Annotated in this window: 17 protein-coding genes; 9 read left to right on the plus strand and 8 right to left on the minus strand. The window is 70.0% G+C overall.

All coding sequences use genetic code 11. The features are described 5' to 3' along the window. Positions 1–19 precede the first annotated feature (19 nt). The 9 genes from Aiant_RS19710 (at position 20) to Aiant_RS45800 (ending at position 11,707) form a co-directional block, all read left to right on the plus strand. Entirely contained in the window at positions 20–811 is a 792-nt protein-coding gene (locus tag Aiant_RS19710; RefSeq protein ID WP_189332252.1) for a hypothetical protein, read from the plus strand. Positions 812–997: 186 nt separating this feature from the next. Continuing rightward, positions 998–2,722: a 2-isopropylmalate synthase gene (leuA, locus tag Aiant_RS19715; RefSeq protein WP_189332251.1), complete on the plus strand. Its 1,725-nt coding sequence runs from the start codon at positions 998–1,000 to the stop codon at positions 2,720–2,722. Between the two features lie 60 nt (positions 2,723–2,782). Beyond that, a complete protein-coding gene (locus tag Aiant_RS19720; protein WP_229830413.1) occupies positions 2,783–3,436 on the plus strand; it encodes an HNH endonuclease family protein in 654 nt (217 codons plus the stop codon). Then, positions 3,433–3,816, plus strand: coding sequence for a hypothetical protein (locus Aiant_RS46875; RefSeq protein ID WP_306415829.1), 384 nt, complete (start codon positions 3,433–3,435; stop codon positions 3,814–3,816). Before Aiant_RS19720 ends, Aiant_RS46875 begins: the two co-directional genes overlap by 4 nt. Before the next feature lie 158 nt (positions 3,817–3,974). Then, entirely contained in the window at positions 3,975–5,540 is a 1,566-nt protein-coding gene (locus tag Aiant_RS19730) for a beta-N-acetylhexosaminidase (RefSeq protein ID WP_229830411.1), read from the plus strand. Positions 5,541–5,626: 86 nt separating this feature from the next. Then, positions 5,627–7,468: a calcium-binding protein gene (locus Aiant_RS46550; RefSeq protein WP_189332250.1), complete on the plus strand. Its 1,842-nt coding sequence runs from the start codon at positions 5,627–5,629 to the stop codon at positions 7,466–7,468. Between the two features lie 86 nt (positions 7,469–7,554). Continuing rightward, entirely contained in the window at positions 7,555–8,940 is a 1,386-nt protein-coding gene (locus Aiant_RS19740) for a calcium-binding protein (RefSeq protein WP_189332249.1), read from the plus strand. Between the two features lie 88 nt (positions 8,941–9,028). Then, positions 9,029–10,138 carry a calcium-binding protein gene (locus Aiant_RS19745; RefSeq protein WP_189332248.1) on the plus strand — a complete coding sequence of 370 codons (1,110 nt, stop codon included), beginning with the start codon at positions 9,029–9,031 and terminating at the stop codon, positions 10,136–10,138. Between the two features lie 102 nt (positions 10,139–10,240). Continuing rightward, on the plus strand, positions 10,241–11,707 hold the full coding sequence (locus tag Aiant_RS45800) for a calcium-binding protein (RefSeq protein WP_268248769.1): 1,467 nt from the start codon (positions 10,241–10,243) through the stop codon (positions 11,705–11,707). Positions 11,708–11,784: 77 nt separating this feature from the next. Here the strand turns inward: Aiant_RS45800 and Aiant_RS19755 are convergent, their stop codons facing one another. From Aiant_RS19755 to Aiant_RS19790, 8 genes are all read right to left on the minus strand, one after another. Beyond that, positions 11,785–12,822 (minus strand): ABC transporter ATP-binding protein, encoded by a 1,038-nt coding sequence (locus tag Aiant_RS19755; protein ID WP_189332246.1) that lies wholly within the window; start codon positions 12,820–12,822, stop codon positions 11,785–11,787. Positions 12,823–12,841: 19 nt separating this feature from the next. After that, on the minus strand, positions 12,842–13,864 hold the full coding sequence (locus Aiant_RS19760; protein WP_189332245.1) for an ABC transporter ATP-binding protein: 1,023 nt from the start codon (positions 13,862–13,864) through the stop codon (positions 12,842–12,844). 10 nt (positions 13,865–13,874) lie between these two features. After that, positions 13,875–14,876: an ABC transporter permease gene (locus Aiant_RS19765; RefSeq protein WP_189332244.1), complete on the minus strand. Its 1,002-nt coding sequence runs from the start codon at positions 14,874–14,876 to the stop codon at positions 13,875–13,877. Between the two features lie 114 nt (positions 14,877–14,990). Beyond that, on the minus strand, positions 14,991–16,778 hold the full coding sequence (locus tag Aiant_RS19770; protein WP_189332243.1) for an ABC transporter substrate-binding protein: 1,788 nt from the start codon (positions 16,776–16,778) through the stop codon (positions 14,991–14,993). 73 nt (positions 16,779–16,851) lie between these two features. Next, on the minus strand, positions 16,852–17,859 hold the full coding sequence (locus Aiant_RS19775) for an ABC transporter permease (RefSeq protein ID WP_189332242.1): 1,008 nt from the start codon (positions 17,857–17,859) through the stop codon (positions 16,852–16,854). 407 nt (positions 17,860–18,266) lie between these two features. Beyond that, entirely contained in the window at positions 18,267–18,860 is a 594-nt protein-coding gene (gene recR / locus Aiant_RS19780) for a recombination mediator RecR (RefSeq protein ID WP_189332241.1), read from the minus strand. Between the two features lie 4 nt (positions 18,861–18,864). Beyond that, a complete protein-coding gene (locus Aiant_RS19785) occupies positions 18,865–19,188 on the minus strand; it encodes a YbaB/EbfC family nucleoid-associated protein (RefSeq protein WP_189332240.1) in 324 nt (107 codons plus the stop codon). Positions 19,189–19,415: 227 nt separating this feature from the next. After that, entirely contained in the window at positions 19,416–22,964 is a 3,549-nt protein-coding gene (locus Aiant_RS19790; RefSeq protein ID WP_189332239.1) for a DNA polymerase III subunit gamma and tau, read from the minus strand. Between the last annotated feature and the right edge of the window lie 46 nt (positions 22,965–23,010).

Here is a 23,010-nt window from a genome sequence, read left to right on the forward strand (position 1 = left end):
ATGGGGCGAGAATGACGCGGTGCGCCTTCCCTCCGGATCCGGACGCGGCCTGACCGCGCTCACCGTCCTGCTCGCGCTCGGCCTGGCCGGGTGCGGCGGCGACGCACCGGACCCGGCGCCGACCGTCCCGTCGGCCGCACCGGCCACCCCGGCCGGCCCGGACGCCCGCACCGAACTCGCCGGCCTGGCCGCCGGCGCCCTGGACCGGCGGTATGCCGCGCTCTACTCCTTCACCGGCCAGGACGGGAACCCGCGCCGCGTGGTGGCCACCGTGGCCAACGACGGCAGCTGGCGGGTGGACATCGCGAACGGCGCGCTGGGCGGCAGCGCGGACGTCTCGATCGTGCACAACATGAACGGCGTCTATCAGTGCTCGGTCTCGATGACCGGCGCCCCGATCAACGCCGGCTGCGTGCACGTGGCGGCGAAGGGCGAGAAGGTCCCGCACAAGTACGACCCGCAGGTGCAGCGACTGTTCCGGCAGTGGCTGCCGGTCTTCACCGACCGGGACTCCGCGCTGTCGGTCGCCGCGGTGAAGCCGCTGGAGGGTGCGCAGGGCGGCGCGTGCTACTCGGTCGACTCGACCTCGGCCTCGCTGGAGGCGCCGGTCGACATCGGCGTCTACTGCTACGCCGCGGACGGCCTGCTGACCGCGGCCCGGGTCACCTTCGGCACGATCACGCTGGTCAAGCAGGTCGGCGCCCCGGACACCGTGCAGTTCCCCGGCCCGGAGGTGGGTGGCGAGGCGATGGGAATGTCCGCGTCCCAGGGCGGGAACGATCCGCTGGCCGTCCCCTCACCCACGCGCTGACGGCGCTTTCCCACGATCCGGTCGTTCGGTTAGCCGCCCGGAAGTTGATCACGTAACGTGGTTGGCGACATGTGGCAGGTGAACCTCCTCCTTCGCTGCCGCGACGAGGCCCCATCCCAGGCCGGCACCTCGTCGCGGAGTTGATGCACGCCGCCTGCTCGGTTTCTTGTCGACAGGAGCAGTCACATGTCCAACCCCTTTGAGACGCAGCGTCCGAGCGCCATGCCGTTCCAGCGCTACGAGTCGTACCAAAAGCAGTTTTCGATCTCCCTGCCCGATCGGCGATGGCCCGCCCAGGTCGTCGAGAAAGCGCCGCGCTGGTGCGCGGTCGACCTGCGGGACGGCAACCAGGCCCTGATCGACCCGATGTCCCCGGAGCGCAAGCGGCGGATGTTCATGCTGCTGGTGAAGATGGGTTACAAGGAGATCGAGGTCGGCTTCCCGGCGGCCAGCCAGACCGACTTCGACTTCGTCCGCCAGCTGATCGAGCAGGACCTGATCCCGGACGACGTCACCATCCAGGTGCTGGTGCAGTGCCGGGAGCACCTGATCGACCGGACCTTCGAGTCGATCCGCGGCGCCAAGCGCGCCATCGTGCACTTCTACAACTCGACCTCGGTGCTCCAGCGCCGGGTGGTCTTCGGCCTGGACAAGGACGGGATCACCGACATCGCGACGCAGGGCGCCCGGCTCTGCCAGAAGTACGCGGAGATCCACACCCCGGACACCGAGATCTTCTACGAGTACTCGCCGGAGTCCTACACGGGCACCGAGCTGGAGTACGCGCTGGAGATCTGCTCCGCCGTGATCGACGTGATCGACCCAACCCCGGCCCGCCCGCTGATCATCAACCTGCCGGCCACCGTCGAGATGGCCACGCCGAACGTGTACGCCGACTCGATCGAGTGGATGCACCGCAACCTGCCCCGCCGCGACAGCGTCATCCTGAGCCTGCACCCGCACAACGACCGTGGCACCGCGGTGGCCGCCGCCGAGCTGGGCCTGCTGGCCGGCGCCGACCGGATCGAGGGCTGCCTGTTCGGCAACGGTGAGCGCACCGGCAACGTCGACCTGGTCACCCTGGGGCTGAACCTGTTCTCCCAGGGCATCGACCCGCAGGTGGACTTCTCGAACATCGACGAGGTCAAGCGCACCGTCGAGTACTGCAACCAGCTGCCGGTGCACGAGCGGCACCCGTACGCGGGCGACCTGGTCTACACCGCGTTCTCCGGCTCGCACCAGGACGCGATCAAGAAGGGCTTCACCGCGCTCCAGGCCGACGCGGACTCCGCCGGCGTCGACATCGACTCCTTCACCTGGGGCGTCCCCTACCTGCCGATCGACCCGAAGGACGTGGGCCGCACCTACGAGGCGGTCATCCGGGTCAACTCGCAGTCCGGCAAGGGCGGCGTGGCGTACATCATGAAGGAGGAGCACAAGCTCGACCTGCCGCGCCGGCTGCAGATCGAGTTCTCCGGCGTGGTGCAGCACCACACCGACGAGGAGGGCGGCGAGGTCGGCCCGCAGGCGATGTGGGACATCTTCGCCGGGGAGTACCTGGTCGAGCACCAGCTGGCCACCAAGTTCAAGGTCGAGTCCTACAGCACGGCCACGGTGGACGGCAAGGTGGAGATCGACGTCGAGGTGTTCCACCGCGGAGTGCGGCGCCCGCTGGTCGGCGTCGGCAACGGCCCGATCGACGCGTTCACCCAGGCCGTCGAGCCGCTGGGGATCAAGGCGCGGGTGCTGGACTACCAGGAGCACGCGCTGACCTCCGGTGGCGACGCGCAGGCCGCGGCCTACGTCGAGGTCGAGGTCGGCGACCGCGCGTTCTGGGGCGTCGGCATCGACGCCAACATCGTCAGCGCCTCGATCAAGGCCGTGACCAGCGCCATCAACCGCGCTCGATGATTCACTCCGTCGCGTGCCGCTGCGGAGGCGGCACGCGACGGACGGCCTTACGCTGAGCGGGTGCCCCCACGTAACTGGCTCCCCCTGCTGCTCGCCGCCACCCTCCTGACCGGTTGTGAGACCGTCGACGCCGGCTCGCCCGGCACCGCGCCCACCACGACCAAGCCCAAGGACTCGCAGACCTCCGGCAGCGCCGAGGCACAACTGAACAAACTGACCGTCGTCACCAAGTCCGGCACGATGGCCGGGTACAGCCGGGAGAAGTTCCCGCACTGGAAGAGCACCGGCAAGAACTGCGACACCCGGGACTCCGTCCTGGAGCGGGACGGCAGCAAGGTCAAGACCTCCGGGTGCAACGTCGTCGCCGGCACCTGGACCAGCTTCTACGACGGCAAGACCCTGGACGCACCGACCAAGGTGGACATCGACCACACCGTGCCGCTGGCCAACGCCTGGCGTTCCGGGGCGAACAAGTGGACCACCGCCCAGCGCGAGGCGTTCGCCAACGACCTGGACCGCCCGCAGCTGCTCGCGGTCTCGGCCACCTCGAACCGGTCGAAGGGCGACCAGGACCCGTCGACCTGGAAGCCGCCGGCCAAGGACGCCTGGTGCGATTACGCCGAGGACTGGATCGCGGTGAAGAGCTACTACAAGCTGACCGTGCTCCAGAAGGAGAAGGACGCCCTCAACGACATGCTGGAGACCTGCCGATGACCGAGACCGAGCCGGCCACGACCGAGCCGGCCACGACCGAGCCGGCCAAGAGCGAACCGGCCAAGAGCGAACCGGCCACCACTGAACCGGTCGCCGCCGAAGCGCCCACGACCGAAGCGGCCAAGACCGACAGCCCGAGCAAGACCAGCGACATCGTCCCGGGCCCGGGCGGCGTGATGACCGACGAGGTCGGCGTCGTGACCGGCGACCTGACGCTGCGCACCGAGCTGGCCGGCGATCAGCTGACCCTGCGGGTGCAGTACAAGGACGCCGAGGAGTGGTACACCGTCACCGGAGGAAAGACCACCCTCACCGACCCGGCCGACCTGGACGCGGTGCACGCCATCGCGGTCGGTCTGCTCCACCGGCCCGGGGGCTGATCTGCACAGTTCCTTCACAACGAGAGACGATGAGACGCCCCCGTCGCGTTTTATGATGCGCGAAGCGCTTGATGATCATGCATGCGCGGGGGAGGAACCATCGTGTCGCGTCGGCTGTCCCGGATCGGCGTCGTCAGCTGCGAGCACGTCCTCGCGAAGTGAGGCCGACCAAGGCCGGGCTCATCGTCGTGGCGGCGCTGCTGCTGACCGCGCTGACCGGGTCGGCCGGGCATCGTCCGCCGCCCGCGACGACGCTGGGCAGCGTGATCCCGGTGCCGGCCCAGGTCGTACCGTCGCGGGCCGCGCCGTTTGAGATCACCGCAAGCACCGTGATCGTCGCGGCCGGGGCCGCGCGGCCGGTCGCGGACCGGCTCGCCGCGACGCTGCGCCCGGCCACCGGATTTCCGCTGCCGGTCCGGCCCATCGGGACCGCCGCGATCGAGCTGCGGCTCAACGCCACGGCCGACCCCTGGTTCGGCGACGAGGGCTATCAGCTGGAGATCGACACCACGGGCGTGGCGCTGCGCGCCAATCGCCCGGCCGGGCTCTTCGCGGGCCTGCAAACGGTGCGGCAGCTGCTTCCACCGGCCGTCGAGGCGCTTTCGGTACGCCAGGAGCACTGGACGATTCCGGCCGGCGTGATCCGCGACCGGCCGCGATACGCCTACCGTGGCGCGATGCTCGACCTGGCCCGGCACTTCCACCCGCCGGCCGACGTGAAGCGCTTCATCGACGAGATCAGCCGCTTCAAAATCAACTACCTGCACCTGCACCTCGCCGACGACCAGGGCTGGCGGATCGCGATCGACGGCTGGCCGCGGCTGACCACGGTCGGCGGCGGCCCGGGCACCGGCGTGCGCGGCATCGGCGGCGGTTTCCTGACCCAGGAGCAGTACCGCGACCTGGTGCGGTACGCCGCCGACCGGTACGTGACGATCGTCCCGGAGATCGACATGCCGGGGCACGTGAACGCCGCGCAGGTCGCGTACCCCGAACTGACCTGCGACGGGGTGGCGCCGCGGCCGCGGATCGACATCCGGGTCGGGTACAGCTCGCTCTGCACCGGCAAGGAGATCACCTACCGGTTCGCCGAGGACGTGATCCGGCAGCTGGCCGCGCTCACCCCGGGCCCCTACCTGCACCTCGGCGGGGACGAGGCGATGTCCACCCCGCACGCCGACTACGTCGCGTTCGAGCAGCGGGTGCTGCCGCTCGTGGCCAAGTACGGCAAGACGGCGTACGGATGGCACGAGATCGCCGCCGCACCGGCCGCGGCCGACGCGGTGATCCAGTACTGGGCGGTCACCCGGGACCGGCCCGCGGTCGTGGCGGCCGCCGGGGCCGGGGCGAAGGTGGTCCTCTCCCCCGCCGACCGGGCCTACCTGGACATGCAGTACGACCTGCTGACCCCCGGTGGGCTGCACTGGGCCGGGACGATCGAGGTGCGGACCGCGTACGACTGGGATCCGGGCGGCTGGGCGCGCGGCGTGCCGGCGAGCGCGGTGCTGGGCGTCGAGGCGCCGCTCTGGTCCGAGACGCTGCGCGATTACGGCGACGTGGAGTTCCAGGCGTTTCCGCGGCTCGCCGCGATCGCCGAGCTGGGCTGGTCACCCTGGGAGACGCACGACTGGATCTCCTTCCGGGACCGGCTCGGCGCCTACGGCGAACGCTGGACCAGACGCGGTGTCCATTTCTATCGCTCCCCTCAGGTCCGCTGGTCCTGAGCACCTCCCATCGAAACGGGACGGCACCGTCCCGACGCGTCGTTTATGATCACGGAATTCCACCTGCCGGCTCCAGGAGATCCACTGTGTCCCGTTCCCGCCGCCTCGTCACGGCCGGCCTCACTTTTCTCACCCCGATCGCGGCGATCGGGGTGCTGGCCTCGCCCGCGCAGGCGGCCACCGCCGGGGTAGCCACCGTGAGCGGCACCAGAGTGCTCTTCAAGGCCGGCTCGAACAAGACCAACAAGATCGTGATCACCCGTTCCGGCCGCACCGTCACGATCGACGACGTGGTCGCGATCCAGCCCGGCAAGGGCTGCACGAAGGTCAACAAGTCCAAGGTCCGCTGCCGGACCTCGCGGAATCCCACTCGAGTCGTGCTCTCACTGGGTGACCGCGACGATGTCCTGGCCGACCGGGCCGCCGCCCTGGCGGTCACGGTGTATGCCGGATCCGGCAACGACACCGTCTACGGCAACACCGCCGGCGACACGTTGTACGGCGACAGCGGCGCCGATCGCCTCTACGGCTCTAACGGCAACGACACCGTCCACGGCGGCACCGGCTCGGACCTCATCGACGCCGGTGACGGCAATGACGCGTCACACGGGGACGACGGCAACGACCGGATCCTCGGCCAGGCCGGTTATGACTGGATCTACGGTGGCGCGGGCGACGACAGCATCGACGGCGGCACCGGCGGCGACCGGGTGACCGCGGACGCCGGCAACGACCGGATCTGGAGCCAGGGCGGCAACGACCTGATCCACGCCGGTCCGGGTGACGACATGGTCGACACCGGCGCCGACTGGGACGAGGTCTACGCCGGTGACGGCAACGACCGGCTCTACGGCCGCTCCGGCGATGACACCCTGCTCGGCGAAGGTGGCAACGATCTGGTGGACGGCGGCGCCGGCAACGACGGGATCTCCGGCGGCACCGGGAACGATCAACTGCTCGGCGGCGACGGCGACGACTACGTGTACGGCGAGGACGGCAGCGACGTCGTCTCCGGGGGCAACGGCAACGACGTCATCACTGGCGGCCTGGGCAACGACACGGTCAACGGCCAGGCCGGCGACGACCACCTGATGGAGAACTACGCTCTCCGGGCCGGTGTCGCCGACGCGGACCGGTTGATCGGTGGAGGCGGCGTGGACTTCGTCTCCTACGGCAACCGAACCCTGCCAGTGACCGCCGACATCGACGAGGAGATCGGGGACGACGGCCAGGCCGGCGAGCACGACACCATCGACTCGCACATGTACGGCATCGCCGGCGGCAACGGCGACGACCATCTGGCCCTGACCGGTGGCGGTGCGGACCTCGAAGGCGGGCCGGGCAACGACGTCCTGGTCGGCGGCGACGGCGACGACACCCTGTCGGGCGGCCCGGGACGCGACGATCTGAGCGGCGGGGGCGGCGACGATGTGCTGTACGGCGACGACGACCACAGCGTCGTGGACCCTCTGGTGATCGCGGCGGACGTGCTGCGTGGCGGCGACGGTGTGGACACCGTCATCTACGACACCTACGACCGGCCGATCACCGTCGACCTCGACGGGGAGAGCGGAGACGACGGCGCCGCCGGGGAGAAGGACACGGTCGGCGCAGACGTGGAGAACATCAAGGCCACGATGTACGCGGACCACCTCACCGGCAACGACTCCGCCAACCGCATCGAGGGCTACGGCGGAGACGACGTGATCTACGGCCGGGGAGGCGACGACACCCTCCTGCCCGGCACCGGCAAGGCGGCGCTCTACGGCGAGGACGGCGACGACGAGCTGTGGGGATCGGTGGCCGGCACCGCCGGCCCGATGGTGCTCGACGGCGGCGCCAACTCGACCGGGCAGTGGCGCGGCGGAGACCTATGCTTCGTCGGCGCCGGCGACCAGTACACGAACTGCGAACGTTTCAGCTACTGAACCTGGCGCACCGAACGGGACCTCACCGTCCGTGCGCCGGACTTAAGATCATCGGCATCGGCACGCACCTTTCTGGAGGTTCCACAGTGTCCCGTTCTCCGTGGCTCTACCGAGTCGGACTGGCCCTGCTCACCTCCACCGCCGCGATCGGCGCATCGGCCGCGCCGGCGCAGGCGGCGTCGACCGGAGTCGCCTCGGTGTCCGGCGCGAAGGTGCTGTTCAAGGCCGGTTCGGGCCAGGCCAACAAGCTGGTGATCACCCGCTCCGGCCGGACCGTCACGATCGACGACGTGGTCGCGGTCAAGCCCGGCAAGGGCTGCAAGAAGGTGGACAAGACCAAGGTCCGCTGCACCCTCGCGCACAACCCGACCCGGGTCTCGGTGTCGCTGGGCTCGAGGAACGACTCGGTGGTCAACAAGTCCGACCTGGCGATCACCGCGTACGGGGGCAGCGGCAACGACAGGCTCACCGGTGGCCCGCGCAACGACCTGCTGGACGGCGGCGCCGGCGCGGACAAGCTCTGGGGTCTCGGCGGCAACGACAAGCTGCGGGGCAACCTCGACAAGGACGCGCTCTCCGGCGCTGCCGGCAACGACATCCTCGACGGCGGTCTCGGCAACGACCGCGAGTACGGCGGGGCCGGCGACGACGAGTTCGCCCAGCCTGTCGACCTGTCCTCCGGATGGTCCGACGCGGATCTGCTCTCCGGCGGCGCGGGGAAGGACCTGGTCGACTACAGCGGGCGGCGCAAGGCGATCACCGCGGACTCCGACGGGGTCAAGGGCGACGACGGCGCCAGGGGCGAGCACGACACCATCACCGGCGCCGAGCGGCTCTGGGGCGGCGCCGGTAACGATCACCTCTACGGCACCGCCGGCGACGACGAGTTGCAGGGCGGCGTCGGTGACAACGTGATCAGTGGCGGCGCGGGGAACGACGTGCTGATCGCCGGTGACGGGAAGGACCGCTTCACCGGCGGTCCCGGCGACGACTACCTGGACGGCGGCCTCGGCGCGGACACCCTGCTCGGTGGCTCCGGCACCGACACCGTCACCTACGCCGACCGCAGCCCGGCGGTCACCGTCGACCTCGACGGGGCGACCGGCGACGACGGGCAGTCCGGCGAGCACGACACCGTCGGCGCGGACGTGGAGAACCTCCGCGGCGGCTGGGGCAACGACCGGCTGACCGGCAACGCCGCCGTCAACCGGATCGAGGGTGAGTGGGGCGACGACATCATTCACGGCGGCGCCGGCGACGACCTGATCGACGGCAGCAAGGGCCACGACCATCTGTACGGCGACGCCGGCGACGACTACCTCGACTCGGCGAACTACGAGCGCGGGACGGACGGGCCGGACCAGCTGGACGGCGGCGCCGACCACGACAACTGCGTCGCCTACGAGGAGGACGGCGACACCGCGGTCAACTGCGAGACCGAGTCCCGCATCGACGACCCGTTCTTCTACTGACCGCCGCCCGCGAGGTGTTCATGAATCCACAGTGAACACCTGGCCGCGGACCATCGATACGCCGTCGTCCCGTTCTAGGCTCCGGCCCATGTCTCGATCGATCTGGCTCACCCGGGCCGGCGTGGCCGTGCTCGCCCCGCTCGGCCTCGCCCTGGCCGCCGCCCCCGCTCAGGCGGCGGCCGGCGGCATCGTCCGCGTGACGACGAACGCGTCCGGCGCCCATGTCGTGTACAACGCCGCCGCCGGCAAGGTCAACTCGGTCACGATCACCCGGTCCGGCGCCAAACTGGTGATCGACGACCGGGTCGCGATCAGGGCCGGCGCCGGTTGCAAGGCGGTCAAGCGGGACCGCACCAAGGTCGTCTGCTCGTCGAAGCGAGGCTGGGCGGGGGTCAGCCTCGCACTCGGCGCCGGCGACGACACGGTCGTCAACCGCACGAACGTCAAGCTGGCCGCCGACGGCGGCATCGGCAACGACAGGCTGACCGGTGGCACGTCGGCCGACTCGCTGGCCGGCGGCCCGGGCGTGGACTACGTGAACGGCGCCGGCGGCAATGACACCCTGGCCGGCGGGCCGGGCAACGACCGTCTGTACGGCGGCCCCGGCAACGACGTGGTGAGGGCCGGCGACGGCGCCGACGGCGTCTACGGCGGGAGCGGCAACGACACCCTGGTCGGCGAGGACGGCGGCGACTACGTCGACGGCGGCGCCGGCAACGACCGGGTGACCGGTGACGGGCACAAGTACGACACCGGGTTCGGTTTCGTGGACACGCTGCGCGGCGGCAGCGGGTTCGACACGATCGTCTACGACGAGCTCGCCGAGACCGTCCGGATCGATCTGTTCGGCTCGGCCCGGGGCACCGGCAGCAACGGGGGCGACTCGGTGGACGGGTCGTTCGAGGGCGCCTGGGCGGGCGCCTGGGGTTCGGCGACCTTCATCGGCAACAACGCCGGCAACGTGCTGATCAGCTCCAACGGCGCGGCCGTGATGGACGGGCGGGGCGGCGACGACACGCTGATCGCCGGGGACGGTGACACGAAGCTGTCCGGTGGCCCCGGCAACGACACCCTCGTCGTCAAGCGGGCCGGCACCGCTCCGCAGGGCGGCCCGAACGCCCTCGACGGCGGCGACGGCACCGACAAGTGCACCCCCGCCTTCACCGACCGCGACACCCTGAGCGGCTGCGAGCGCTGAGCGAGGGCACCGGAGCATCCTGACGTCGAAACGGGACAGCACCGTCCTGCCGGATCATTTATGATCTTGCACATCGACATGCTTAGCTCCAGGAGATATCCGGTGCCCCCTCGCCGTCACCTCACCAGGGTCGGACTGGCTCTGCTCACCCCGGTCGCCGCGCTCGGCGTCCTGGCCACACCGGCGCAGGCGGCCACCACCGGCGTCGCGTCCGTCAGCGGCACGAAGGTCGTCTTCAAGGCCGGCTCGAACCAGACCAACAAGGTGGTGATCACCCGCTCCGGCCGCACTGTCACGATCGACGACGTGGTCGCCGTCAAGCCCGGCAAGGGCTGCAAGAAGGTCGACAAGACCAAGGTGCGCTGCACCACCAGGAAGACGCCGACCCGGGTCGCCGTCTACCTGGGCGCGAAGAACGACTCGGTGGTCAACAAGGCGGACCTGCGGATCACCGCGGACGGGGGCGCCGGCAACGATCGGGTCACCGGTGGCTCGCTCAGCGACATCCTGCGCGGCGGCACGGGCAACGACTACCTGGACGGTGGCGGCGGTGCCGACCAGTTGAGCGGCGAACTGGACAACGACCGTCTCTACGGCGGCGTGGGCAACGACTACCTGGACGGCGGGTTCGGCAACGACACCCTGCACGGCGGCGCCGGAGACGATGCACTCGACGGTGCCGAGGACAACGACCGCGAGTACGGCGGCGCCGGATCGGACCGGCTCCGCCAGAACTCGCTCGGCCCGGACAAGTCCGGCTCCGACCTGGTCAGCGGCGGCAGCGGCATCGACTTCGTCAGTTACCAGGGCCGCACCAAGGCGATCACCGCCGACCTGGACGGGGCCAAGGGGGACGACGGCGAGGCCGGCGAGCACGACACCCTGCTGGCCGATCTGGAAGGTATCGAGGGTGGTGACGGCAATGACCGCCTGACCGGACACGCCGGATACGACCTCCTGGACGGTGGGCCGGGCGACGACACGCTGCGCGGCCTCGGCGGCAACGACTACCTCGACGGCGGCTACGGCCGGGACCGGCTGGAGGGCGGCGACGGCAACGACGAGCTCGTCGGCGACTACGGCTCGGACAGCGCCGCAGCCGACGTGCTGCTCGGCGGAAGCGGCGATGACACGGTCGACTATTACAGCTACACCCGGCCGATCACCGTGGACCTGGACGGCGCGTCCGGGGATGACGGGCAGGCCGGCGAGCACGACACGGTCGGCGCGGACATCGAGACGGTCATCGGTGGGCAGGGAGCGGATCACCTGACCGGGAACGCCGCCGCCAACCGGCTCACCGGCGAGGCCGGCAACGATGTGATCCGCGGTGGTGGCGGCAACGACCTGCTCTTCGGTGATCAGGACAGCGACTACATCTACGGCGAGGCCGGCGACGACTGGCTCGACACCGGGGGTGACTTCGACACGGCAATCGACCACTTGGACGGCGGCGACGACGCCACGACAACCGGGGACGACTGCTGGGTGACGGGCGCGGACATCGCCGTGAACTGCGAGTACAGCGCGATCTACTGGCCTGGACCGCCGCCGGGCGGAAGGCCCTGACCGAACGGAAGAGGCCGCCCCACCGGAATCACGGCGGGGCGGCCTTCACGTCGTACGCAAAACCGGTCTTGATCTTGTCAGGCCGGGGTCTCGGCCGGTTTGCGGCCGGCCACCGTCTCGTCCTCGACCACCGGGAAGTGGCAGGCGGTCAGGTGCGACTCCGGGTCGTCGAGCCGCTGCACCAGCGGCGGTTCCTCGGTCGCGCAGATGTCCTGCGCCTTCCAGCAGCGGGTGCGGAAGCGGCAGCCGGACGGCGGGTTGATCGGGCTGGGCACGTCGCCGGTGAGCAGCACGCGGTTGCGCTGGTTGCGGTCGCGGCGGACCGGGTCGGGGACCGGGACCGCGGACATCAGGGCGACCGTGTACGGGTGCCGCGGGTTCTTGTAGAGGTCGTCGCGGTGCGCGATCTCCATGACCTTGCCGAGGTACATGACGGCGACCCGGTCGGAGATGTGCCGGACCACCGACAGGTCGTGCGCGATGAACACGTAGGTCAGGTCGAACTCGGACTGGAGGTCCTCCAGCAGGTTGACCACCTGCGCCTGGATCGACACGTCGAGCGCGGAGACCGGCTCGTCGGCGATGATCAGTTTCGGCCGCAGGGCGAGTGCCCGGGCGATGCCGATGCGCTGCCGCTGGCCGCCGGAGAACTCGTGCGGGTACCGGTTGTAGTGCTCCGGGTTGAGGCCGACGAGCTCCAGCAGGTCCTGCACGGCCTTTTTCAGGCCCTGCGGGGTCGGGATGTTCTGGATCTGCAGCGGCGCCGAGATGATCGAACCGACCGTGTGCCGCGGGTTCAGCGACGAGTACGGGTCCTGGAAGATCATCTGGACGTCGCGGCGCAGCGGCCGCATCTGGGTCACCGACTTGTGGCTGATGTCCTCACCCTCGAAGACGATCTTGCCGGCGGTCGGCTCCAGGATCCGGGTGAACAGCCGCCCGGCCGTCGACTTGCCGCAACCGGACTCGCCGACCAGGCCCAGCGTCTCGCCGGCCCGCACGTTCAGGTCGATGCCGTCCACCGCGCGGACCGCGCCGACCTGGCGCTTGAACAGCCCCTTCGTGATCGGGAAGTGCTTTTGCAGCCCGGTCACCTCGAGCAGGTTCTCGCTCATCGTTCTCTCTCTTCCCCGCTCAGAGGTTGGGTAGCACTTCTTCCTGGAAGAGCCTGGTGCGCTCCTCAGCAGGAAGGTGGCAGGCGACCGCGTGCGCGCCGCCCCGCAACACCGGGATCTCGGTGAAGGACCGGTTGCCGTTGCGGCCCGCGTACGGGCAGCGCGGGTGGAAGGCGCAGCCCTCGGGCAGGTTGATCAGGCTGGGCGGCGAGCCCTTGACCGGGATGAGCCGGTCCCGGACGTCGCGGTCCAGGCGGGGCATCGAGCCGAGCAGACCCCAGGTGTACGGGTGCTGCGGCCGCTGGAACAGGTCGATCGTCGGGCCGCGCTCGATGATCTTTCCGCCGTACATCACCAAGACGTCGTCGGCGAGCTCGGCCACCACGCCCAGGTCGTGGGTGATCATGATGACCGCCGAGCCGAACTCCTCCTGCAGGTCCCGGATCAGGTCCAGGATCTGCGCCTGGACGGTCACGTCCAGGGCCGTGGTGGGCTCGTCGGCGATCAGCAGCTTCGGGTCGTTGACCAGCGCCATCGCGATCATCGCGCGCTGCCGCATACCACCGGAGAACTGGTGCGCGTAGTCGTTGAAGCGGCGGGCCGGCTGCGGGATCCCGACCCGAGCGAGCATGTCGATGGCGCGCTCGCGAGCCACCTTCTTGTTCACCCCGGGGTGGTGCACCCGGTACGCCTCGACGATCTGCGCCCCCACCGTGAAGTACGGGTGCATCGCGCTCAGCGGGTCCTGGAAGATCATCGCCATCTTGCCGCCGCGCAGGGCGCGCACGTCCTCGTTGGTGGCAGTGACCAGCTCCTGGTCGTCGAGCCAGATCTCGCCGCTGACCTTGGCGTTGCTGCGGGTGCGGTGCAGGCCGAGCAGGGCGAGCGAGGTGACGCTCTTGCCGGAGCCGGACTCGCCGACGATGCCGAGCGTCTTGCCGGCCTCCAGCGCGAAGTTCGACTCGGTGACGGCCTGGACGATGCCGTCGTCCGTCTCGAAACGGACGGTCAGGTTCTTGACCTCGAGGAATGGGCGTGACATTCGCTCTCCCTCAGCCCAGCCGCACGCGCGGGTCGATGATGCCGTAGACCAGGTCCACGATCAGGTTGGCGAAAACGATGAAGAACGCGGCGATCAGCGTGACGCCCAGGATCACCGGCAGGTCGTTGCCCTTGATCGCCTGGTACGCCTGGTAGCCCAGGCCGCGCAGGTTGAAGACGGTCTCGGTGAGCAGCGCGCCGCCGAGCAGGGCGCCCAGGTCCAGACCGAAGATCGTGACGATCGGGGTCAGGCCGGAGCGCAGGCCGTGCTTGCCGATGACGTTGCGTTCCATCAGGCCCTTGGCGCGGGCCGTCCGGATGTAGTCCTCACCGAGGGTCTCGAGCATGTTCGCCCGGGTGAGGCGGGCGTACGTGGCCGCGAAGAGGAAGGCCAGCGTGATCCAGGGCAGCAGCATCTGGAGGAACCAGTCGCTGGGACTCTCGACGAACGGCACGTACTGGCCCTGGGGGAGCCAGCCCAGGTCGTACACAAAGATCTTGGTGGCCAACAGGCCGGTGAAGTAGACCGGGAGGGAGACACCGGCCAAAGCTATGGTCATCGACGCTCGGTCGACGAAGGAGCCTCTTCGCAGCGCCGAGATGACGCCGGTCGAGATGCCACCGATGAGCCAGAGGACCGCGGCACCGAACGCCAGCGACAGGGTCACCGGCAGTTCGCTCATCAGCAGCGGGGTCACCTCCTGCTCGGTCTTGAACGAGTAACCGAGGCACGGGGCGGGGCAGTGCGTGACCTCCGAGCCGGTGACGTAGTCCCGGCCGGCCACGATGCCTTTGAGGAACCTGCCGTACTGCACCAGGATCGGCTGGTCGAGGCCCATCTTGGTCCGGATGCCCTCGATCGACGCGGCATCGGCGGTCTTGCCGATGTAGAGCAACGCCGGATCGCTGCCGGTCAGCTTCGGCACCATGAAGAAGATCCCGAAGGTCACGAACGTGACCACGAGCAGCGTGATGACGGCGTTGATAAGCCGCCGGATGAGGTATGCCAGCACGACGTTCGGCCGAAGGACGGGCGGGCACCGATCGCGAGATTCGGTACCCGCCCGCCGTGGGCGGCCTTCACCAACCCTTCGAATTACCCGTTGCTATTAGGGCGGACGGCGCTGTTACTTGCCGTCGCTGACGCCGAGGGCCTGGAAGTCGATCATGCCGAAGGCCTCGTGGATGTAGGCGTTCGTGAGCCGCGGGTTGCGGTAGTTGAGCGCCTTGTCGACCACGAACGGCAGGTAGTACGCGCCCTCCATGATCTTGTGGTTGATCTGGCCGTAGATCTCCGCGGCCTTGGCCGGGTCGGTCTCGGCGGCAGCCTGGTCGAACAGGCCGTCGATCGCCGGGTCCTTGATCTCGGGCAGGTTGTAGTTACCGTTCGCCGGGATGAAGCGGCTGTCCGCCAGCGGCTGCATGTAGCCGGAGCCGGTCGGGTAGTCCGCGCCCCAGCCGCCGATGATGATGCCGTAGCCCTTGGCCTTGACGTTGTTCGGCGCACCGGTGATGGAGGCCTGCTGAGCACCGTCGTACTGCTCGATCTTGGCGTTGATCTTGGACGCCTTGAGGGCGGCCTGGAGCGCCTCGGCGGTCTTGACCTCGGCCGGCTTGTTGTTACGCACCGCGATGGTCACGTCGAAGCCGTTCGGCTTGCCACACGCGGCGAGGGCCTTGGCGGCCTCCTCCGGCTGCGGCTTGCCCTGGAGGCGGTTGAACGGGTCGTACTTGGCGTCCGAGCCGGCGATGTTCGGCGGCAGCATGCTGGTGCCGATGTCGCCACCCGCGATCGGGCCGCCACGGGCGGTCTGCAGCGAGGTCGGGTCGGCGGCGTAGATGACCGCCTTGCGGCACTCGATGTTGTCCAGCGGGGCCACCGAGGTGGCCAGGCCCGCGTACCGGAGGAAGCCGGTGGTCGGGGTGTCCGCGTTCGCCTTCAGGGTCGGGTCCTGGAGGATCTTGGTACGGGCGGTCGCCTGCACACCGGTCTGGCCGGCGTCGAGGTCGACGGTGCCGGCGATGAGCCGGTTGTCCATGTCCTCGGCGTTCGTGGTGACCGTGAAGGTGATCTGGTCCGGCAGCGCCTTGCGGATCGGGTCGGTCGCCGGGTCCCAGTTCGGGTTACGAACCCAGGTCACGCCCTTGCCGGGCTGGATGCTGCCTTCCTTGAACATGTACGGGCCGGAGGCGGCCGGCGCGGAGCCGTACTGCGCGCCCTTGTCCCGCTTCTGCGGCACCGGGCCGGAACCCGGCATGGCCAGCAGGTACATGAAGTCGGAGGTCGGCTTCGCCAGGGTGAAGACGATGGTCGAGTCGTCCGGCGTCTGGACGGACTTCAGACCCAGCTTGTTCGGGTCGGTGTCCTTGTACGGGCCCTTGTACTCGCCCTTGGGGTCGAGGATGCCGGGCAGGTAGACCGGGCCGCCGGAGATGACGTCCGTCGCCCAGACCCGCTCGATGCCGTACTTGATGTCCTTCGACGTGATCGGGGTGCCGTCGTCGAACTTGATGCCGCTGCGCAGCTTGAAGGTGTAGGTCTTCTTGTCCGCGCTGATCTCCGGCATCGCCTGCGCGAGGTCGGGCTGGAGCTCGAGGCCGGGCTTGCCGGGCGCGGCGGCGTAGTCGACCAGCTTGCGGGTGTAGAGCCGGTTCAGGTTCCACACGAACGCGTAGTAGCCGCGGGCCGGGTCCCAGGAGTCGGCGTCCTGCGCGCCCCACAGGTTCAGCGTGCCGCCCTTGGTGGTGGACGGGTTGACCACGTCGGTGATCGCGGCGTTGTAGGCGGACTTGCCGCCGTTCGACCCGCCGCCACCGGTCTTGTTGTCATCCTTCGAACCGCCGCACGCGGCGGTCGTCAGGCCGAGCGCGAGCGCGACGCCGGTCGCCGCGATCGCCCTAGTCTTCCTGGACACCTGTACTCCTACCTCCTCGAACAGCGAAACCAGGTGGATCCGCTGGAAATTGCGATGTTCCAGCCGCGCCTTGTCAGCGGGCCTTCGGATCGAGCGCGTCACGCAGGCCGTCACCGAAGAGGTTGAAGGCCAGCACCGTGATGAAGATCGCGGTACCCGGGATGATCATGTACATCGGATCGATCGTGTAGGTGGCCACGGCGTCCGACAGCATGCCGCCCCAGGAGGGGTTGGGTGGCGGAATACCGACGCCGAGGAAGCTGAGCGCGGCCTCGGTGAGAATGTTCGTCGGGATGATCAGAGTGGCGTAGACCAGGATCGGGGCGGCCAGGTTCGGCAGCATCTCCCGGAACAGGATCCGCGGCGAGCGGGCGCCGATGCTGCGCGCCGCCTCGACGAACTCCCGCTCGCGCAGCGAGAGCGTCTGGCCGCGGACGATCCGGCCGATGTACGGCCAGCCGAAGAAACCGATGATCGAGATCAGGATCAGCATCGCCGACCAGCGGCTGTCCAGTCCGAAGATCGTGTCCGGCAGCACCGAGACCAGCGCGATCGAGAAGAGCAGCTGCGGGAAGGCGAGCAGGAAGTCCATCACCCGGCTGATCGCCGCGTCGACCCAGCCGCCGAAGAAGCCGGCCGCGGTGCCGAACAGGACACCGAGGAACGTGGAGAGGAAGGCGGCGAGGAACGCGACCGTCAGGGAGGTCTGCGCGCCGTACACGATGCGGCTGAACACGTCCCGGCCGCTGGTCGGCTCGACGCCGAAGATGAAGTCGGAGCTGATCCCGCCGAAACCCCCGATCGGGGTGCCGAACGTGGGGTCGATCTGATCCTGGTGGAACTCGTCGATCGGATGGCCGAAGAGTTTCGTCAGCAGGGGCGCGAGAAACGCGACGACGATCAGGAACAGGACGACGAAGCCGCCGCCCATCGCCACCTTGTCCTTTTTCAGGCGGCGCCACGCGATCTGCTTCAGCGACCGGCCCGCGATCGCCTTCTCGGCGGGGCCTCGCACCTCAGCCGCGTCGGCTGTCGGCGCCGGCATCTCATCGGAGATGGGCGCTTCTGGGCCAAGCGACATATTGTTCGCCGGTCCTCTCCCGGCCACCACAGGGCAGAGGAGTCCACAGTCACCGGCGCGTGGCACACGGAAGCTCCACGGCTCGGTGACGATGGCCCACGCTGCTCGCGGTAAACCGATCGGTTATCGCATGCCTCGAGTGCCGGCCCTCGTCGCGACGGCCGAGATCAGGCCGAGGCCACGAAGGCACCCGACGGCGGTTGTGGCCGCCGTCGAGAGGAACATTCACCTAATGCGGAGCCTCGGTCAAGCTCACCGACCGCACGCGGATGCTTCCGTGTCTCCCTCGTGATGTCACCGTGACCTAGACGCCGAACAAACGGAAGGTACCGCGTAAGGGGCCCGCAAGTAGCTAATCCGGGCCAAACAGCTTGCATGCCGTTACGTCAGTGTTACCGCATGTAAATTCAGATCGCGCGACGGCCCTCGAAGGCCCTACCGAGCGTGATCTCGTCCGCGTACTCCAAGTCACCGCCGACCGGCAGGCCGCTCGCCAGCCGGGTCACCGCGATACCCATCGGCTTCACCAGCAGCGCCAGATAGGTCGCGGTCGCCTCACCCTCGGTGTTCGGGTCGGTGGCCAGGATCAGCTCCTTGACCTCGCCGGTGCCGAGACGCATCAGCAGCTCACGGATCTTCAGGTTGTCCGGGCCGACGCCCTCCAGCGGGTTGATCGCCCCGCCGAGCACGTGATAGCGCCCCCGGAACTCGCCGGTGCGCTCGATCGCGACGACGTCCTTGGGCTCCTCGACCACGCAGAGCACCTCGTTGGTGCGGCGCGGGTCGCGGCAGACCCGGCACTGCTCCGACTCGGCCACGTTGAAGCAGGTGGTGCAGAACCGGACCAGTTCCTTCACCTTGCGCAGCGCCGTGGCCAGCCGGTTCACATCGGCCGGGTCGGCGGACAGGACGTGGAAGGCGATGCGCTGGGCCGACTTCGGGCCGACGCCCGGCAGCCGGCCCAGCTCATCGATCAGGTCCTGGATGGCACCTTCGTACACGTGATCAGAACCCCGGCAGGGAGAGGCCGCCGGTGGCCGGTCCCATCTTCTCCTCGGCCAGCTCCCGCTGCGCCTCGGCGGCGTTGTGAATCGCGGCGAGCACCAGGTCCTCCAGCGTCTCGACGTCGTCGGCGTCCACCGCCTTGGGGTCGATCTTCACCGCCTTGAACTCGCCGAGCCCGGTCACCGTCACGGTCACCAGCCCACCGCCGGCGGTCCCGGTCAGCTCGGCCTCGGCCAGCTCGGCCTGCGCCTGAGCGACCTGCTGCTGCATCTTCTGCGCCTGCTTCATGAGTTGCTGCATGTTCGGCTGTGCACCGGGGCGCATGGCACCGCTCCTCAACTAGTCATCTCTCCCACGGACACCGCCATCAATAACCCGGCGGCCTCCGAATCAACCGCCGCCAGCGTAGCCGCCGGGCACCCTTCCCCCGGCAACCACCACGCCGCTGCCGGTCAGGGCCAGTTTCTATTTCGGTACGCCATGAGCACCGCCCACCGGAGATCCCGAACGGCATGCGGACCCCGGCCCGGGACCCGATCCGCACGGCCGGACTACATCTCGCCGATCTTCTCGGCGCCGAAGGCGTCGCGGAGGAGTTGGAAGGCCTGCTCCTCACTGCTCTGCCGGGCCGTCTTCTCGTCGATGACCTCGTCCAGCGGCTCGTCACCCGGGTCGAAGCCCTCGTAACCGGCTCCGGTCGGAGGTGGGCCGTCATACTCCGGGTCGTAGGGCGCCTCGCCGATCGGGGTGCCGTCGGCCCAGGCCGAACCGCCGGACTGGGTGGCCGGTGACTGACCGGCCGCGGGACCCGCCGGACGACCGGAACCGGCGTTGCGCGCCGCCGCCCGGGCGGCGGCCAGTCCCCCACCTGCGGCTCCGGCGGTGCCGCCACGGGCAGCGGCCGCCCGAGCCGCCTCCATCGCCGCGGACCGAGCGGGAGCAGCCGCCCTGGGCGGCGCAGCCGCCTTTACTGGCACGGCTGGGGCAGCTGGCTTGACCGGCACGGCTGAGGCGGCTGGCTTGACCGGCGGCGCTGGGATGGCCGACGTGACCGGCGCAGCTGGGACGGCCGACGCAGTAGGGACAGACGGCGGGGATGCTGCCGGCGCGGATGCCGCCGGCACGGATGCCGCCGGCACGGGTGTGCTTGCCGGTGGCATGGGGTTGGACGCAGGCGTGGGGACCGGAGGCGCAGGGGCCGTCGGTGCCGCAGCACCTGGCACCGTCGGCGCCGCAGATGCCACGGGGACAGCCGAACCCGCAGGGCTCGGATCCGTCACCGGCGACGCATAGGCCCACGGGTCGACCGGGCCCGAGTCGTCCGCGCCGTTCGGACCCGACGCCGGTGGGGCCGGATGCCGCACCGCATCGTTCGACGCGGCGGCCGGGGTGACGGGCGCTTTGGAGCCGGGCTTGACCGGTTCGGGCCAGCCTTCATCTTCCGGCGGTGGGGCCGCCACCGATCGTGGGGCAGCACCGCCGGGACGGGCTGGTTCCGGCCAGTCCGTGTCGCCGCCACCGTCCGCCGCGCCGGCCGGGCTCACACTGGGCCGACCCGACTCAGCCCGGCCCAGCTCGGCACGACCGGCGTCGGATCGGCCTGGCTCGGCCCGGCTCACCTCGACCCGGCCCGCGTCAGGACGACCGGCGTCGGAACGGCCTCGGTCGGAACGATCCGCCTCGGCCCAGCCAGCGTCAGGACGACCGGCATCGGAACGGCCCTGGTCAGAACGATCCGCCTCAGCCCAGCCCGCATCGAACCGGCCGGGGTGGGTACCGCCCGCGACAGGTTGGCCCTGAGCGGGTGGGGTGGTCGGACGAGCGCCGGGGTGGGGTGCTGCCGGGCCGTCGTCGTCGGCGTCGGCCGGGGCGCGCTGCGGCCGTGACGGGTGGGACTCGGTGCGGCCGGTGTTGCGTTCCGCAGCTGTCGATGCCGCGACCGGGGTCGCGCCGGCCCGGGTGGATGCCGGGCGGCGGGCAGCGGACTGATCACGACCGGCGGACTGGTCGCGGCCGGCGGTGGCCGGACCTCGTGGGCCGGCACTGCGAGGCGGAGCCTCCGAGGTCAGAGCGCCGATCTCGCACTGGATCTGCCAGCGGCCGCCCAGGGTGCGGCCGAACTCGGTGGCGATGGCGTTGGTCCAGCGCAGGAAGCGGTCGGCGATGGCCTCGGACGGAGCGGCGAAGACGACCGTGTCGCCGCGCAGCTCGCGCACGCCGATGCCGGCGTCCTGCATCGCCTGGACACGCTGCTGCTGACGGCCCAGCGCCTGCCAGGCGGTGCGGACCCTCTCCAGCCGTTCGTCGATCTGGGGCCGCGAGGGCTCCAGATCCTCCGGCGGCTCCTCGTCCCACGGCGGCTCGTCGTCGTAATAACCCGGGTCGGCCGGGGGCGCGTGATGTTCGCCGTCGGCGACCTGGTTCCAGTTCTCCTCCGGCTCCGCGGCAGGCGAATCCCCGGCAACCGGCGATGCAGGAGAAGCGACCGGCGCGCCATGAGACGCCGGGGCAGCGGGAACGGGCGGTGCGCCATGAGACGCCGGGGCAGCGGAAGCAGGCGGCGCGGCGACATCGGGACCAGCAGAAACCGCTGCGGCGGCAGGCGGCGCCACGACATCCGAAGCAGCAGAGCCCGGCGCAGCGGAAGCCGGCGCGGCGGCAGGCGAGCCAACGGCAGGCGGCACAGCGGCAGGCGGCACGGCGGCGGGCGACGCAACGGCAGGCGGCGACGCTAAAGCGGCGGCCGGAGCCGGAGAAACAGGACGCGCGGAACCGCCGGTCGCCTTCCGGGCAGCCGCCGCGGCAGCCCGGGCAGCGGCCAGACCCGCGCCCCCACCGGAAGCCGCGCCATCAGAGGCCACCCCGGCCGACGGGCCAGGCGCGGACAGCGGCTCCTCGCGTACCTCAGAAGGAGAAGCCACAGCGGCGTCGGACGGGCCCAGCGGCCCGCGCCTCTCCAACCTCTCCAGGCGCTGCAACAGCGCCCCCGTCGAATCATCCGCGCCGGGCAGCAGCATGCGGGCGGTGATCAGCTCCAGGAGCAGCCGCGGCGCGGTGGTGCCGCGCATCTCGACCAGGCCGTTGTGCACGATGTCGGCGCTGCGCGAGAGGGTGGCGGCGCCCAGCCGGCCGGCCTGGGCGTGCATCGCCTCGAGCTGGTCGGCCGGGCCGTCGATCAGGCCCTTGTCGACCGCGTCCGGCACCTGCTGGAGGACGATCAGGTCACGGAGGCGTTCGAGCAGGTCGGAGGCGAAGCGCCGGGGGTCGTGGCCGGCCTCGGCGACCCGGTCGATGGTCGAGTACGCCGCGGCGCCGTCACCGGCGGCCAGGGCGTCGCACATCTCGTCGATCAGGGTGACGTCGGTGACGCCGAGCAGGGCGACCGCCCGCGCATAGCTGACCCCGTCGGGGCCGGCGCCGGCGATCAGCTGGTCGAGCACCGAGAGGGTGTCCCGGGCGCTGCCGCCGCCGGCCCGGACCACCAGCGGGAACACCGCCGGGTCGACGGTGATCCCCTCGGCGTCGGTGAGCTGCTGGAGATAGGGACGCAGCACGGCGGGCGGGATGAGCCGGAACGGGTAGTGATGCGTGCGGGAGCGGATGGTGCCGAGCACCTTGTCCGGCTCGGTGGTGGCGAAGATGAACTTCACATAGTCCGGCGGCTCCTCGACGAGCTTGAGCAGCGCGTTGAAGCCGGCCGACGAGACCATGTGCGCCTCGTCGATCACGTAGATCTTGTAGCGGCTGTTGGCCGGGGCGAAGAACGCTTTCTCCCGGAGCTCACGGGCGTCGTCGACGCCACCGTGGCTGGCCGCGTCGATCTCGATCACGTCGATCGAGCCGGCGCCGTCGTTCGCCAGCGACTTGCAGGACATGCAGACGCCGCACGGCTCCGGGGTGGGGCCCTGCTCACAGTTGAGCGAGCGGGCCAGGATGCGCGCGCTGGACGTCTTGCCGCAGCCGCGTGGCCCGGAGAACAGATAGGCATGGTTGAGCCGGCCGCTGCGCAGTGCCTGCGACAACGGCTCGGTCACGTGCTCCTGACCGATGACCTCGGCGAACGTGCGAGGACGGTATTTCCGGTAGAGGGCGAGAGCCACTCCTGCCACCTCCTGAACGACCGCGTCATTCTCCGTCGAGGGTGTG

The sequence above is a fragment of the Actinoplanes ianthinogenes genome (assembly GCF_018324205.1).
GTDB classification, from domain to species: Bacteria; Actinomycetota; Actinomycetes; order Mycobacteriales; family Micromonosporaceae; genus Actinoplanes; species Actinoplanes ianthinogenes.